Origin of the sequence: Pontibacter diazotrophicus (assembly GCF_003367245.1) — a bacterium.
In the GTDB taxonomy this organism is placed as follows: domain Bacteria; phylum Bacteroidota; class Bacteroidia; order Cytophagales; family Hymenobacteraceae; genus Pontibacter; species Pontibacter diazotrophicus.
Genome location: NZ_QRGR01000009.1, coordinates 25,854 through 41,198 on the forward strand (window position 1 = coordinate 25,854; position 15,345 = coordinate 41,198).

General features: G+C 51.7%; 9 protein-coding genes. 6 read left to right on the forward strand and 3 right to left on the reverse strand.

Features of this window, described 5'->3' with window-relative positions:
* The first annotated feature begins 87 nt into the window (after positions 1–87).
* Entirely contained in the window at positions 88–672 is a 585-nt protein-coding gene (locus DXT99_RS09485) for a DUF1579 family protein (RefSeq protein WP_115565313.1), read from the forward strand.
* Between the two features lie 85 nt (positions 673–757).
* On the opposite strand, the gene DXT99_RS09490 is transcribed toward DXT99_RS09485, so the two are convergent.
* Positions 758–1,099 carry an MGMT family protein gene (locus DXT99_RS09490; RefSeq protein ID WP_115565314.1) on the reverse strand — a complete coding sequence of 114 codons (342 nt, stop codon included), beginning with the start codon at positions 1,097–1,099 and terminating at the stop codon, positions 758–760.
* A gap of 205 nt (positions 1,100–1,304) precedes the next feature.
* On the opposite strand from DXT99_RS09490, the gene DXT99_RS09495 reads away from it, so the two are divergent.
* The 5 genes from DXT99_RS09495 to fbp all read left to right on the forward strand — a co-directional run bounded on the left by DXT99_RS09495 (position 1,305) and on the right by fbp (position 10,479).
* Positions 1,305–2,393, forward strand: coding sequence for an efflux RND transporter periplasmic adaptor subunit (locus tag DXT99_RS09495; protein WP_115565315.1), 1,089 nt, complete (start codon positions 1,305–1,307; stop codon positions 2,391–2,393).
* Between the two features lie 240 nt (positions 2,394–2,633).
* Positions 2,634–5,741, forward strand: a complete 3,108-nt coding sequence (locus DXT99_RS09500) for an efflux RND transporter permease subunit (RefSeq protein ID WP_115565316.1) — start codon at positions 2,634–2,636, stop codon at positions 5,739–5,741.
* A gap of 38 nt (positions 5,742–5,779) precedes the next feature.
* Positions 5,780–7,126: a TolC family protein gene (locus DXT99_RS09505; protein ID WP_115565317.1), complete on the forward strand. Its 1,347-nt coding sequence runs from the start codon at positions 5,780–5,782 to the stop codon at positions 7,124–7,126.
* 498 nt (positions 7,127–7,624) lie between these two features.
* A complete protein-coding gene (locus DXT99_RS09510) occupies positions 7,625–9,271 on the forward strand; it encodes a UxaA family hydrolase (protein ID WP_115565452.1) in 1,647 nt (548 codons plus the stop codon).
* Between the two features lie 197 nt (positions 9,272–9,468).
* Positions 9,469–10,479: a class 1 fructose-bisphosphatase gene (fbp, locus tag DXT99_RS09515; RefSeq protein ID WP_115565318.1), complete on the forward strand. Its 1,011-nt coding sequence runs from the start codon at positions 9,469–9,471 to the stop codon at positions 10,477–10,479.
* A gap of 86 nt (positions 10,480–10,565) precedes the next feature.
* Here fbp and DXT99_RS09520 read toward each other — a convergent pair whose 3' ends face one another.
* Together DXT99_RS09520 and DXT99_RS09525 are read right to left on the reverse strand one after the other, a co-directional pair.
* Complete coding sequence (locus DXT99_RS09520) at positions 10,566–13,997, reverse strand: family 16 glycoside hydrolase (protein WP_115565319.1); 3,432 nt, start codon at positions 13,995–13,997, stop codon at positions 10,566–10,568.
* A 64-nt stretch (positions 13,998–14,061) separates the two neighbouring features.
* Positions 14,062–15,321 carry a Gfo/Idh/MocA family oxidoreductase gene (locus DXT99_RS09525; protein WP_115565320.1) on the reverse strand — a complete coding sequence of 420 codons (1,260 nt, stop codon included), beginning with the start codon at positions 15,319–15,321 and terminating at the stop codon, positions 14,062–14,064.
* Positions 15,322–15,345: the final 24 nt, after the last annotated feature.

A 15,345-nucleotide genomic window follows, 5' to 3' on the forward strand; every position in this document is an offset into this window, starting at 1 on the left:
TTTAAAAAAGTGGCTATACTTGTATAGTTCTGTTGCTCAATTCATAAGCAGAACTTTACTCTATTATCAACCTAACAAAATAAAACCATGAAAAATCTATTCACTTCCGTTTTGGTAGCAGTGCTGCTGATAGGAGCAACGCCTGCTACTCAGGCCCAGCAAAGTAACAAACTCACCTTTAAGCAGACAACAGCAAATAAGGTGCTCGATCGAATTGTCGGGGACTGGCAGGTCAGCCATTATGTGAAGAAAGCCGATGGAGAGGGGCTCACAGAAACAAAAGGCAGCGCTAAATTCAGCAAGGCCTTCCATGGCAATTATGTGCAGGAGCGGTATGACCTCAGCCAGGCCGATGGCAGCATACTACAGGGCGAAAGCTACATCAGATACAGTGATGAACAGGACCGGTACGAATATGTACAGCTTGACAAAAAAGGGAAGAGCATTGTGATGATGGTGGGCAAATGGTCCAAAAAGTACGACACCCTGGCCTTTAGACCTTTGAACGGAGAAGGGCAATGGAGCAACAAAATTGACCCAAACCTGCAGTGCCTGTATATATTCAAGCACGATGGCACGTTCATAAGACTTACCCGCACATTTGACAAGCATGGCAATTGCATCGTTCTCACTCAGGATCACTACTCCTATCCAGGTGTAGCCACATTGTGACTACTATCCTTTCACCCTCAGGTGCATCAAGCGCGGCTTCCATAAAAACCACGCGTGATGCACCTGAGCATTTATACCGTTCGGGTTACAGCAGTTCCTTGGCCGGGTCCCAGAATAGTTTCTGAAAATCCACTACCTGGTTATTTTCCACTTTTACCCCCTCCTGCTCCAGGCGCTCCTGCATGGCGTTGGGGGAATCGAAATGCTGACTCCCTGTTAGCATTCCTATACGGTTCACCACCCGGTGAGCCGGAATTTTAATAGCAGGATGCGAGGCGATAAGCGCCCAACCCACCATACGTGCGGAGCCTTTTGACCCCAAATAACTGGCGATGGCACCATAGGACGTTACGCGTCCGGCTGGTATCTGCTCGACAACCTCATACACATCCTGGAAAAAATTCCTTTTCTCTGGCTTCTCTGTCATACAAAAAAATCTTTTTGCACCGATTAAACCTTTAAACAGGCTTTCTGTCTTACCTAAGTGCCTGTTTGCAGATATTCAGTGCGCAATATTTTAATTATTCTGCAAAGGACGTAATTTTAAAGCTGCTACAGCAGGAACTTAAGCTGCAGCAGCCTGTTTATTTTATATTATTGCAGACTCTTTCCAAACCCGTGTTTAAACATACATGAATAAAACTGTTAAAACCCTCCTGATCCTGGTGGCCGTTGCGGCCGTCGCCTATCTCGTTATCAATAAAGCATTTTCAGGAGAAGAAGCACCACAAGGCGCGCGGGCAGGCGGACCTATGGCTCAACAAGTGGCCGTGGATGTATTTGTTGTTTCGCCTACTGCTTACCAGAATAGGATTACCTCTACCGGTACCGTGCTCCCGAACGAAGATGTGGAGCTGCGAAGCGAGATTGCCGGCCGGGTAACAAACATCAATTTTGAAGAAGGCACCCGCGTAAGAAAAGGCCAGCTGCTGCTTACAGTAAACGATGCCGACATGCGTGCCCAGCTGCAGAAACTGCAGTCTAACCAGAAGCTGTACAGCGATATGGAAGAGCGCCAGCGCACCCTGCTGGAGAAAGACTACATCAGCAGACAGGAGTATGACCAGGTAAGCAACCAACTGGCTACGGCCACTGCCGACATCCAGGCACTGAAAGCTACACTTAACAAGGCTTACGTGCATGCGCCGTTTGATGGTGTGGTTGGTTTGCGCCAGGTAAGCGAGGGCAGCTATGTTTCTGCCACCACCCCTATTGCCCGTATTGTGGATATCAGTCCGGTTAAAATAGAGTTTGCCGTACCAGGCCGCTATAGCCAGATGGTGAAGGTAGGCGATGAAGTCACTTTTACGTCGGAAGGTGTGGCAGAGCAATATAAAGCTAAAATTTACGCCATACAGCCGAACATAGATCCTGCTACCCGCACCATGCAGGTGCGTGCCCTGTACGACAACAAGAACGAAGATGTGAAGCCAGGTGCTTTTGTGAAGATAGATTTACCACTTAAAGAGGTGGAGCAGGCGATACTTATTCCAACAGAAGCCATTATACCGGAAGCATCAGGTCAGAAAGTATTTCTGGTGAAAGATGGCAAGGCGGTTCCGCAGATGGTAAAAATCGGGCAGCGCTCCGAAAGCCTTATCCAGATTATTGAAGGCATTGCCCCAGGCGATACCATCATTCGCTCTGGTATTCTGCAGGTACGTCCGGGTTCTGACCTGAACATACGGAATGTAAGGTCTTCTGAGGAACAAGCCTTATAAACCACAACAGGTACAGTGTTTGCTCCTACTGCAAGGGCGATAGCACTGTAAATGCTTTTAAAGCAGCCACCTTCCCTTTACAGAGCACCTCCAGACCATTCGCAAAATACTGGATGTTTTATAAAGACAAAACAGCTGTAAAATGGTTGGTGTGTTATATACCTGTGATGCGGCAGGTAACCTGACTGGCAAAACGAAAAAAGAAATGGTAGAGGTTTCCTCTATAAAAAACAAGAATATATGGCAAGCTTATCCAATATAAGTATAAAGCGCCCTGTGCTGGCTATCGTGATGAGCATCACGATTATGGTGTTCGGGTTTATCGGTATCACCTACTTAGGTGTGCGGGAGTATCCGAGCGTAGACCCTCCCATCGTCAACGTCAGGACTTCTTATACAGGGGCCAATGCCGAGACAATAGAATCTGAGATAACTGAACCGCTGGAGGAATCTATCAACGGTATAGCCGGTATCAGAACCCTTACCTCCACCAGCAGCGAAGGTAGCAGTAACATCACAGTTGAGTTTAACCTGGATATAGACCTGGAAACGGCCGCCAATGATGTGCGCGACCGTGTGGCGAGGGCACAGCGCCGCTTGCCGGAAGATGCAGAACCGCCTACTGTTTCAAAAGCCGATGCCGATGCTAACCCCATTATCATGTTGGGTGTGAAGAGTGAGACACGGACGCTTCTGGAACTGTCGGATATGGGCCTGAATGTCTTTAAAGAGCAACTGCAAACGATACCAGGAGTCAGCGAAGTAATGATTTGGGGCGATAAGCGTTACGCGATGCGCCTCTGGATGGACCCTGACAGACTCTCTGCCTTACAGGTGACGCCTGTGGAGGTACAGAATGCGCTGGCACGCCAAAACGTAGAATTGCCGTCTGGTAGCATTGAGGGATCTGCCACAGAACTCTCCGTCAGAACAATGGGCCGTATTTCTACTGTGGAAGAGTTCAACAACATGGTTGTAAGGGAGGATGCAAACCGTCTGATTCGCTTCCGTGACATTGGCTTTGCACAACTCTCCCCGGAAAACGAAAAAACGGTGTTACGCTACAATGGTATACCCATGATAGGCGTGGTACTCGTGCCGCAGCCAGGCTCTAACCAGGTTGAAATTGCAGATGAATTTTACCGCCGCCTGGAGCGCATCAAAAAAGACGTTCCGGACGATATAGAGCTTATCATTGGTTTTGACAACTCTCAGTATGTAAAGGCTTCTATTGCGGAAGTGAAAGAAACTATCTTCGTAGCCTTTGGGCTCGTGGTAGTCATCATCTTCCTGTTCCTGCGCGACTGGCGCTCTACCCTTATACCGGTAGTGGCAATTCCGGTGTCGCTCATCGGCTCCTTCTTTATTATGTACGTCATGGATTTCTCCATCAACGTGCTCACGCTACTGGCAATTGTACTGGCCATTGGTCTGGTGGTGGACGATGCCATCGTAATGCTTGAGAACATATATGCCCGCATTGAGCGGGGTGAGAAGCCGATGAAAGCGGCAAAGAGAGGTTCCTCAGAAATTTACTTTGCCATTATATCCACCACTGTTGCCCTGGCAGCGGTATTTATGCCCGTGGCCTTTCTTGAAGATACGACAGGTCGTCTTTTCCGGGAGTTCGGTATTGTGGTGGCCGGCTCCGTTATCATCTCTTCATTTGTGTCTCTAACACTTACCCCGATGATGGCTTCACGTATACTGAAGCACAGGGAAAGACCTAACTGGTTTTACAGAAAGACAGAACCGTTCTTTACATCACTTACGGATGGTTACCGCAGCAGCCTCGAAAGCTTTATGCAGGTACGTTGGGTTGCCTTTATACTTGTGGTTGCCTCAGCGGGAGTTATCTGGTGGCAAATATCAACACTTCAGTCGGAACTAACGCCGGATGAAGACAGAAGCGGACTCAGAATAAATGCCACTGGCCCGGAAGGTGCCTCTTTTGAATTCATGGACGAGTACATGAATGAGCTGACAGCCCTGGCAAATGACTCTGTGGAAGGCATCAACAGCATTACGTCTATGACGCGTAACTCAAATTCCGGTTTTGTCCGCTTACGCCTGGTAGACCCCGAAAAACGTACTAAATCGCAACAGCAGATAGTAGACGAGCTGCCGGCATTGATAAACAGGATTCCTGGAGCCCGGGCCTTTGCCTCCGGTGACAAAGGACTTGGGGGCGGGCGTGGTTCCGGCCAGCCTGTGCAGTTTGTGGTGCAGTCGCAGAGTATGGAGAAACTACGGGAAGTTATCCCGGCTTTCCTGGAGGCGGCTCAGGCTGACCCTACTTTTAACTTTGTGGATGTAAACCTGAAGTTTAACAAGCCAGAACTGCGGGTAGAAATTAACCGTGAGAAGGCCTTGTCGCTGGGTGTGGATATACGCGATATAGCACAAACCATACAGTTAGGCTTAAGCGGCCAGCGTTTCGGTTACTTTGTTAAAGGCGGTAAGCAGTACCAGATATTAGGCCAGGTAGCACGTGAAAACCGCAGCGAGCCACTCGATTTGCGCAGCCTGTATGTGAAGAGCAGCACAGGCGAAATCATTCAGTTAGACAACCTGATTGAGCTGAAAGAAGAAAGTGCTTCGCCACAGGTTTACCGCTTTAACCGTTTTGCAGCTGCCACCTTTAGTGCCTCTCTATCGAAAGGAAAGACAGTTGGAGACGGTGTGGATGCGATGGACGCGATTGCAGACCAGGTACTGGACGAAACCTTCCAAACAGCCCTGACAGGACAGTCAAGGGACTTTTCTGAGAGTTCAGGTAGTTTGATGTTTGCCTTCCTGCTGGCACTGGGCCTTATCTACCTGGCACTTTCTGCCCAGTTTGAGAGCTTCCGTGACCCTGTTATTATCATGTTCACCGTACCGCTGGCCCTGGCAGGTGCGCTGCTAAGCCTTTGGTATTTCGGCGAAACGATGAACATCTTCAGCCAGATTGGTATGATTATGCTCGTAGGTCTGGTAACCAAAAATGGTATCCTGCTGGTGGAGTTCGCCAATCAGCGCAAAGAGCAGGGCCTCACAAAACTGGAGGCTGCCGTAGACTCAGCAGTGTCTCGTTTCCGCCCTATCCTGATGACGAGTTTATCTACCATCTTAGGTACCTTGCCAATAGCCCTAGCCTTAGGAGCAGGTTCCGAAACACGCGCTTCAATGGGTATTGCTGTGGTAGGAGGACTTATCTTTGCAACCGGCCTGACCCTGTACATCATCCCGGCTATTTATTCTTACTTCTCATCAGCTGAAGCCAACGTAGCGCACAAGCAGGATGATGACCATGAGGAAGAGAAGATGCCACGTGTAAGAAAGCCAGAGCCTGTACTTGGCGAGTAGATAAATCATAAGACTCCATATAAACACATAAAATTTTTATGTCTTCCATAAAAGCTACAGTGCTGCTTCTTTCTTTTGCAGCACTCTTACTACCAGGCAAAGCATTCAGCCAGGAACAACTCTCTTATGAGCAGGCGCTGCGTATTGGTTTAGAAAATAACTTTGATATTAAAGTTGCAACTACAGACCAGCAGATACTTGAAAACAACGTAACCCTGGGCAATGCGGGCTTTTACCCGACTGTAGACGGACGCCTTACCAGAAACTATAACCGAAACGATACCCGCGACCAGTTCAGCAATAACGAGCCCCGTGAAATTAACAACCTCAAAACACAACAAACCAACATGGGGGTGTTCCTGAACTGGACAATTTTTGATGGCTTTGGCATGTTCATCGCCTATGATCGCCTGCAAGCCCTCGAAAAGTCCGGAGAACTGTTCACAAAAGCTACCATAGAGGCTTCTTTAGCTGCCGTCAGCGATGCGTATTTTGAGGTAGTGCGCCAGGCTCGTCGTATCAGGTCGCTTGAAGACGCCATCGCCATCTCAGAACAGCGTGTGGAGATAACGCAGGCGCAGTATGATGTGGGAGTGAGCGCGAAGGTGGAGATATTACGTGCCCAAGTGGACTATAATACAGACCGCTCCGAATACCTGCTACAGCAGGAGGCACTCCAAAACGCCAGAATTAACCTGAACCAACTGCTCGGCCGCGACCCCGATATTGAGTTTGTGCCCACCGATTCTATTGTAGTAGACCCTACCATACAGTATGACCAGATAAGCACCGGAATGGCCGCCAACATCAACCTGCAGCGCCTTCAGGTAGACAGAGAGATTGCCCTTCTTAACATGAGGGCTGCCCGGAACCTGCGCCTGCCCTTTGTAGACCTGAACGGTAGTTACAGCAAAAACCAGTCTGAGCAGAACCCTGCGATTGTGGGCCAGCAAATAGGAACAAACGTGCGGGAGTCTGTGGGCTTTAGCTACGGTGCAAGCCTGAACCTGCCCATCTTCAATGGCTTTGAGGTAAGGCGGCAAACGCAGAATGCCAGAATAGCGATGGAGTCCTCCAACCTCGCCTACCAGCAGGAGCAGAACAGGCTGCAGTCGGAAGTGGCGCGTGCCTACAACATATACAGCAACCGCCTGCAGTTGCTGCAACTGGAGGAGTCGAATGTACTATTGGCAGAAGAGAACGCAGCCATCGCGCTGGAACGTTACCGCCTGGGCCTGCTCACCGCCATTGAGCTGCGGGAGGCACAGCGGAACGAACTGGTTGCCGCCAACCGCCTGACAGACATTCAGTATGAAGCGAAGGCGGCAGAAACGCAGCTCAAGTTTATTACCAGCACCTTGCTGCAGGGAACTGTCACGCCATAACCTCCCTTAAATTAACAGAAGCTTTAAACAGGAAAAGGATAGCCGCGGCTATCCTTTTCCTGTTTAAAGCTTCTGTGCTACATCCTGTGCTTTCGCCCTCATGGCCAAATTATTTCCAAGCTACTCTGAATTCCGGCTGTATCGCTATTCTGAAGTATGAGAGAGAGCTACAAGCAAGTATAAACAAAAGACCCTGGCCGTTCACTACCAGGGTCTTTTTAATAAACCAAATTCAACTAACCTAACAAACTAAAGAATTGAATTGATGTACGTATATTATATAGTAAAGTTATATATAGATACATCATTTATAAGGAGCCTCCCATACGCACTGCGTTACCAACCTGCTCATGAGGTTGAACATAAGTTCTTCTCTTGGTAAACTGTAACTAAGGACTTACTTACCTTTGTAAATTATTATGAATATTTGCTTATTTTACAGATAAATTTTGTTAATTGCTGTTGCGCAATCGATTGCGCAGGCTGAATGGATATAATATGTCTCAGAAGATTCTAAAAATACACCCCGATGATAATGTGCTGGTTGCACTTACGGATTTGCCTGCAGGTGATACAGTAGCCTATCAGGATTTAACTATTACCCTTGTGGAGGATGTGCCTGCCAAGCACAAGTTTACCCAACAGGAGATGTTGCCTGAGCAGGAGATCATCATGTATGGTTCTCTTGTAGGAAAAGCAGTAACGGTAATTCCTGCAGGGGGCAGAATATCCATAGAAAACGTAAAGCACCAGGCTTCCACTTTTACTGGTAAAACCAAAACCACAGGCTGGCGGGCACCAGACGTGTCGAAATGGGCAAACAAAACTTTCCAGGGCTACCACCGCGCCGACGGACAGGTAGGCACCGCCAACTATTGGCTGGTGATACCGCTGGTATTCTGTGAAAACAGAAATGTGAATATCATCAAACAGGCCTTTCTGGAAGAACTGGGCTTTGGCCGCCAGGATATCTATAAGTCTTATGTGCAGCAGATGGTGGAGCTGTACCAGGCAGGCAACACAGCCGCTATCGCACAGTTGCCACTCCAAAACCACGCATCCAACGGGCACAAACGCATCTTCGAGAATATCGACGGCATTAAGTTTTTAACCCATGAAGGAGGCTGCGGCGGTATACGACAGGATTCTGAAGCACTTTGCGCCTTGCTGGCCGGCTATATCCACAACCCTAACGTGGCAGGAGCCACCGTGTTAAGCTTGGGTTGCCAGAATGCGCAGGCAAGTATTCTGGAGGAGAAGCTTAGAGCACTCGACCCGAATTTCACAAAGCCCCTCATTATGCTGGAGCAGCAACAAGAAGGGACGGAACATGAGCTACTGGCCAAGGCAATTAAACAAACTTTTCTTGCCCTTGTAGAAGCGGACAAGCAGGAGCGCCAGCCCGCTCCGCTTAGCAAGCTGGTGGTTGGCCTGGAGTGTGGCGGCTCCGATGGGTTCTCGGGTATATCCGCTAACCCAGCCGTGGGCCATGCCTCTGATTTGGTGGTGGCGCTGGGGGGTAAGTCCATGCTTTCAGAGTTTCCGGAACTGTGTGGTGTGGAGCAGGAACTGATAAACCGCTGTGTAGACGAAAAAACAGCAGACCGCTTTGTACAACTGATGCGGGCTTATGCTTATGCCGCAGAGGCAGTAGGTTCTGGCTTTGATATGAACCCAAGCCCGGGAAACATAAAAGACGGTTTGATTACGGATGCTATTAAATCTGCCGGAGCAGCCAAGAAAGGAGGCACTTCTCCTGTGGCAGATGTGCTGGATTATGGTGAATATGCCACTAAACCGGGGCTAACGCTTCTCTGCACACCCGGAAACGATGTGGAAAGCACTACCGCCATGGCAGGATCCGGGGCCAACATCATCCTGTTTACCACTGGCCTGGGCACACCAACGGGCAACCCTGTTACACCGGTCATTAAGGTGTCGTCTAACACAAAGCTGGCGCAGCGCATGCCTGATATTATTGATATTGATACAGGCCCTGTGATTGCAGGAGAAAAAAACATAGAGGAAATGGGTGCTGAAATGCTGGATTTAATTATAGAAGTAGCCAGCGGCAAGGTTCAGCCAAAAGCTGTGCAGTTGGGGCAGGATGATTTTATACCCTGGAAGAGAGGCATTTCTCTTTAGTTAATTTTCAAGAATCTTTATTCTTAAAATAAGAGTATAGAGTCAACATTGATGGCTAATTCATGAGGGCAAAGCTGCTCGGAATAGACCTGACACCTGCTGTTGTCGAGGTAATATGCTTCGGCAAAACAGCAAACCCTTAATACTATAAGCACTGTGCTTTTAAATAAAATGTAGATAGCTCAAAAAAACAACTTATGGATGATCAACTGGCATTACCTGTAGGAACAACCCTCGACAGGTTTATCATGCGAAAACAAGAGGAATTCCCCTATGCTACCGGCGAACTGTCGCAGTTGCTCCGGGATATTGCCCTGGCAACCAAAATAGTGAACCGCGAGATAAACCGTGCTGGTTTGCTGGGGGTAACCGGTAACTTTGGGCAACAGAACGTGCAGGGCGAAGAGCAGCAGAAACTGGATGTGATTGCCAACATTCGTTTTATCAGGGCGCTGCGAAATGGCGGAGAAGTATGTACCGTTATATCTGAGGAAGAAGACCTTGTCATTCAGACGGGTAACACAAAGGGCAAGTACATCGTAGCGATGGACCCGCTCGATGGCTCTTCTAATATTGATGTGAATGTTGCCATAGGCACTATTTTCTCTATCTACAGGAGGCTGTCTGACACCGGGGAAGACGGCACGCTCGAAGACTGCCTGCAGGATGGCACAAAGCAGGTGGCAGCCGGCTACATCATCTATGGCTCTTCTACGATGCTGGTATACACCACAGGCTGCGGCGTGAATGGTTTTACTTACGAGCCGTCGCTCGGCGAGTTCTTCCTGTCTCATCCGAACATAAAAACCCCGCAGGATGGCAAAACCTACTCCTGCAATGAGGGTAATGTAAACAGCTTTCCAGATGGAATCAAAGCTTATTTAAGTTATTGCAAAGAGCAGCACTATTCAGCCCGCTACATTGGCTCGCTGGTGGCAGACTTCCACCGGAACCTGCTGAAGGGCGGGATTTATTTATACCCGCCAACAGCCAAATCGCCAAACGGTAAACTGCGCCTCGTGTATGAGTGCAATGCCCTGGCCATGATCATAGAGCAAGCGGGAGGCAAAGCAACAGATGGTTCTGAGCGGATTCTGGACAAGACTCCAACGGAACTGCATCAGCGTTGCCCTTTGGTTATCGGTTCGCCAGACATGGTAGACAAAGTAGAAGAGTTTCTGGCAGCTGAGGTTGTGGCTGTTAGTTAAAGTTTACTTTCCTAAATACTGAAGCCGGAGCAGTCTTACCTGCTCCGGCTTCAGCTTTATTAAGGTGCACCAGGTACTGGCGCTGCCTAGATGCTTTTATTGTTTTTACCTAAATCCTTTACCCGAATATTTCTGAACCAGACAGTGGAGCCGTGGCCAAGAAAGCCGATATGCCCTTTCGCGCGTTTCAGGCCGGGGTGGTTTTCGCCATCTAATGTGCCTCCCTTGCTGGCCTCTGCGATATCTCCATCCAGGATAGTCGTTCCGTTCAGAATCACTTTCACTTTGTTGCCCCGCACTATCACTTCCTCATAGTTCCACTCCCCCACCGGCTTCAGGTAACCGCGTTTGGCCGGTATCACACCGTACACGGAGCCATGGTACTGGTACTCTTTCAGGTTCCTGTAAATATCAGCGTCGTTGTCCAATATCTGCAGCTCCATGCCCACATAGGCAGCATCCCCCTCCAGCGGTGTGCGGATGCCCAGGCCATTATTAGCGCCAGGTGTCAGCTTGAACTCGAAACGGAACACAAAGTCGCCATACTCCTCCCTGGTATAGAGGTTGCCCCCGCTGCCGAACTTTGGCTCCCGCACCACCATCTCACCGTTCTCAGTCACGTAGTCTGCTGTGTTGCCCTGCCAGTTGTGCATGTTGGTGCCGTCGAACAGTACCTTAAACCCTTCCTTTTTCTCGGCGGCACTTAGCTCAAAAGGCTTGGCGCGGGGAATCTCACGGATGTACAGGTCCCGGTAAGCCACCGGGGAACCATGTGCCTGCAACTCCAGCTGCTCTTCCGGGAAGATAGGCATGCCCCTGTCCCAGTAATTCTCCAGCATCACGTTGTCCGTCACCAGCTCTCCGTTCAGGTACACTGTCACACGGTCGCCCTGCATCAATATCCGGAAGTTGTTCCACTCGCCCAGCGGGTTGTCGGCTACCTTCAGCGGCTTGCTTGGGTTCACCTTGTTGTTGTACAGCCCCCCCGAACCTACCTGTGCCCCGGCATCCACGCGTGAGGTATCCCACATCTGCACCTGGGGCGTGCCCCGCAGGTAAATGCCGGCGTCTCCTTCCCCGCTGCCGTCGTCGTATATCTTCCAGTCCACGAACATCTCAAAGTCACCGTATTTCTTCTCTGTCGTAAGGTTATTGTATCCTTTGCCGACAAAAACTATCTCGCCGTTTTCTACTTTCCAGTCTCTTCTCATTTCCTCGTCGGCCGCCGCCTGCTTCTGGGCCAGCGTTTTGCTGTCCATCTGCGCGCGCTTAATGGGGTCTTCCACCAGGCCTTTCCAGCCGGTCAGGTCCTTTCCGTTGAACAGCGACACAAAGCCCTCTCCCTCCGGCATTTCCGCCAGAAACGTGCTGATAGCCTCCTTCTGGTATTCACTGTCAGGCCCTTCCAGCACCTGCATCGTCTTCGTCAGGTGCTCCCGTACCACATCACCCTGAAACTCCTTGTTCGACAGCGCGATGTTCATCACCGCCAGGGCAGCCTCCTGCTGCAGTTCAGGGTCGTCAAGGTACTTCGCGGCGAAGACCAGCGCCGGGAACGTCCTGTTCCGCTCCACCTGCTGCAGTATCAGCCGCTTCTGCTCTTTGGTTCTGGCAAGCTCCATCCCGTTACGAAGCAGCAGCAGTTTCTGGTCTGCAGGGTATTTGGAGAGGCTCACGGTGCGGATATATCCCTTCAATGCCGGATCAAGGTAGGCAGCATTTTCTGGTTCCCGACTGATGCGGTACAGCTCCTGGGCCGCGCTTACATCGGACCATCCCGACAAAGCCACGACGGCGGCCTGTTTGGAAGCTGCATCACCGGTTCGGAACGCCTCTGAAACAGTATGGAGCGCCTGTTCCCCTCCGATACCCGCCAGGATATCAAAATAGGCTGACTTTTTTTCCGCAGGGGTCTGTGCCATTTGCTGCAGGACCAGCTCAGCCTGCTGCGGTTGCGTCTCATACTCCCGCACGGCCGCGATAACGGCTTGCTGCACCGCCTGCAGTTCCTCCGGCTGCGATGCATTGTTCAGGAGGGTATACAGCCGGGGGAGATCTTCTTTCCTGGCCATTTGCCCGAGTGCAGACAAGGCTGCCAATCGCACGGTTGGGTTGTTGCTTTCAGCATAGGAGAACACTTCATCTATCCTGTTATGCGCGGCGCGGGCACCCAACACAGCCAACAGCTCCGCCTGCCCTTCTGCAGGCATTTTTGGCAGGGCGTCGGCTACCCTATCCGTCATGCCATCACCTTTCATGATAAGCAAAGCGTTCCTTACGGCGACGGCGTCCTCTTGATTGCCTTTCCTCATGACTCTGAGCAACTGGGGAAGTGCCTCTTCCTGCCCGATTTTACCGGCTGCTGCAACAGCTGCCAGTCTTATCTCGTCATTCCTGTTCCGCAGCGCTCTGTTAACTGTGGGCAAAGCTGCCGTTGCTCTGTTGTCTCCCAGCATTGTAATAATGTCTGCGCGCACCGGTGCGCTTGCCCTCTTCTGTTTCTTTACCCACATAGCTGTTGTGGCGGGGTTAACATAGGGAGCGGCGAAACGCAGGGCAGAAGCACGGTATTCGGGGTCACTTTCGCCGGCCGCGCTCACGAGCAGTGGCATGCTTTTCTCGCCCTGTAGCTCGGAGAGCAGTTTTAAGGCGGCGGTGCGGGTATGCACCTGCCTTTGCTCTTCAGCACGCTGCAGCAGCGACTGCGCCACCTTTTCTGCCTGCTGCTGCTGTCCGTTTTCTGCCAGGCGCCGGGCATAGAGCAGGTAGGCGGCAGCGGCGTTGTCATTGTCATAGGTAAACCTGTCCTCTTCCGCTGCCTTCGCCAGCACGGCCTCCGAAGAAGGGTCCGCAATGTTGGCAAGGGCGTAGAGGGCGAGCTTCCTTAGTTTCGCGTCCTGGCTGCTTGCCAGTGGCGTAAGGGCAGCCACTGCCGCTGTAGGTCGGGTGTCTCCCAAGGCCTCCACCAGTGCGTAGCGGCAGCTTCCCTGGGTGCTTTGCAGTGCCTGCAGCAAAGCACTGTTGCCGCTGGCCGTGTTGATGCTGGTCAGGGCTGCAGCAGCGGGAGCACACAGCCGCTCATCCCCCAGGTAGGGCTGCAGGCAGGAAACGGCGTCGTCTTTGCCTACTATCTGAAGCTGCCGGATGAGGAACGCCTTGTTCTCTTCGTCGCTTGCTTTCGCCAGTGATGCACAGTAGGCGTCCACACTCATCTTTCTCCAGTCCTCCCTTGCCGACTGCATCACATAATAGGAAAAGCCGCCCAGGGCGAACTCTATTTTTGAGTTATCACCCTTGCCGGGCGCGGAGAGCAGGCTGGTCATTTCCACAAGGCCGTCCCGGCCCATGGCTGCCATCTCACCCATACTAGCCTCCAACTGCTCCTTGTCCCTGGCAGGCATCTCCGCCAGCAGGTCAGCAATCTTGGTGGTGAGTGTACGCTGGTCGTCCTTTCGTTGCCCCAGGGCCAGGGTACTGACAGTAACCAGGGCAAGGAGCAGTAGTGCTGTTTTTCTCATATTTTTATTGGCTTTAGAGCGTCCTGTTCGATATTATCCTACTTTATATTAGCTGAAAGTTCAATTAAACAAGTGTCCAGTCGGAGCGCATGGGCTGGTAGACCAAACGGTTAGCCGCCTCGTCCTGGATAAACTCCTGCTTTACCGGGTCAAACTTCAGGGAGCGCCCCAGGCGCAGCGCCGCCAGCCCCATGTTCACGAGCGTGCAGGACCGGTGGCCGTTTTCTTCGTTGAGGGCAAACTTTTTGCGATTCTTTACCGCCTCCACAAAGTCCGTCACCTGCGGCTCTGGGTCGGGGAAGGCAGCCAGTTTCCGCTGCAGGTCCGGGATATCGGATCGGAAGCCGGGGTAAAGCTTTCCGTTGGGCCCCTCTATGTAAGGGATGTTCTCCTCCTTGCCCTCGCCGTCCAGGATAATCTGGCAGCCGTCGTCGTAGGTATAGGTGATGCGGCGCCAGGTGCCCACGGCGTCTGTGTGCTGCTGCGGGGCGTCAATCTCCACCGACACGGGGCTGGTGTTGTCCTTTCCGAGGAAGTACTGGATGGGGTCCATGTAATGCTGCCCCATGTCGCCGAGGCCGCCGCCGTCATAGTCCCAGTAGCCCCGGAAGGTGCCGTGCACCCGGTGCGGGTTATAAGGTCTGTAGGGGGCCGGGCCCAGCCACATGTTGTAATCCAGTTCCTGCGGCACCGGCATGGGGTCGAGGCTGGTTTTGCCTACCCAGTAGAACTTCCAGTCGTAGCCCGTTCCGCGGCCCACCGTCACTTTCAGGGGCCAGCCGAGCATGCCGCTTTCCACCAGCTTCTTGATAGGCTTTACCGGGGTGCCCATGCCGTAGAAAATATCCTCGAACCGGAACCAGGTGTTGAGGCGGAAGATGCGGCCGTGCTGCTGCACAGCCTCCACCACGCGCTTGCCCTCCCCGATGGTGCGGGTCATGGGCTTCTCGCACCAGATATCCTTGCCGGCTCTGGCCGCGTCGGCTGCCATCAGGCCGTGCCAGTGCGGCGGGGTGGCGATGTGCACGATGTCTACCTCCGGCAGCTGTATCAGCTCCCGATAGTCGGTAAAGGTCTTCACCCCTTTCCCCACCATCTCCACTGCTTTCTTCAGATGGTTCTGGTCCACGTCACACACAGCCACCACCCGGGTGTCGCCGTAGGGGAAGTGGTTGCGGCCCATGGAACCCACGCCGATGACACCTTTGGTCAACTGGTCGCTGGGCGCCACGTAGCCCCTGCCCCCCAGCACAAAGCGTGGAACAATGGTGAAAGCGGCGATGGTGGCCGCAGACTTCTTCATAAAATCTCGTCTTGAACTCATGGAAGATTACATTGAAAGGGTGGA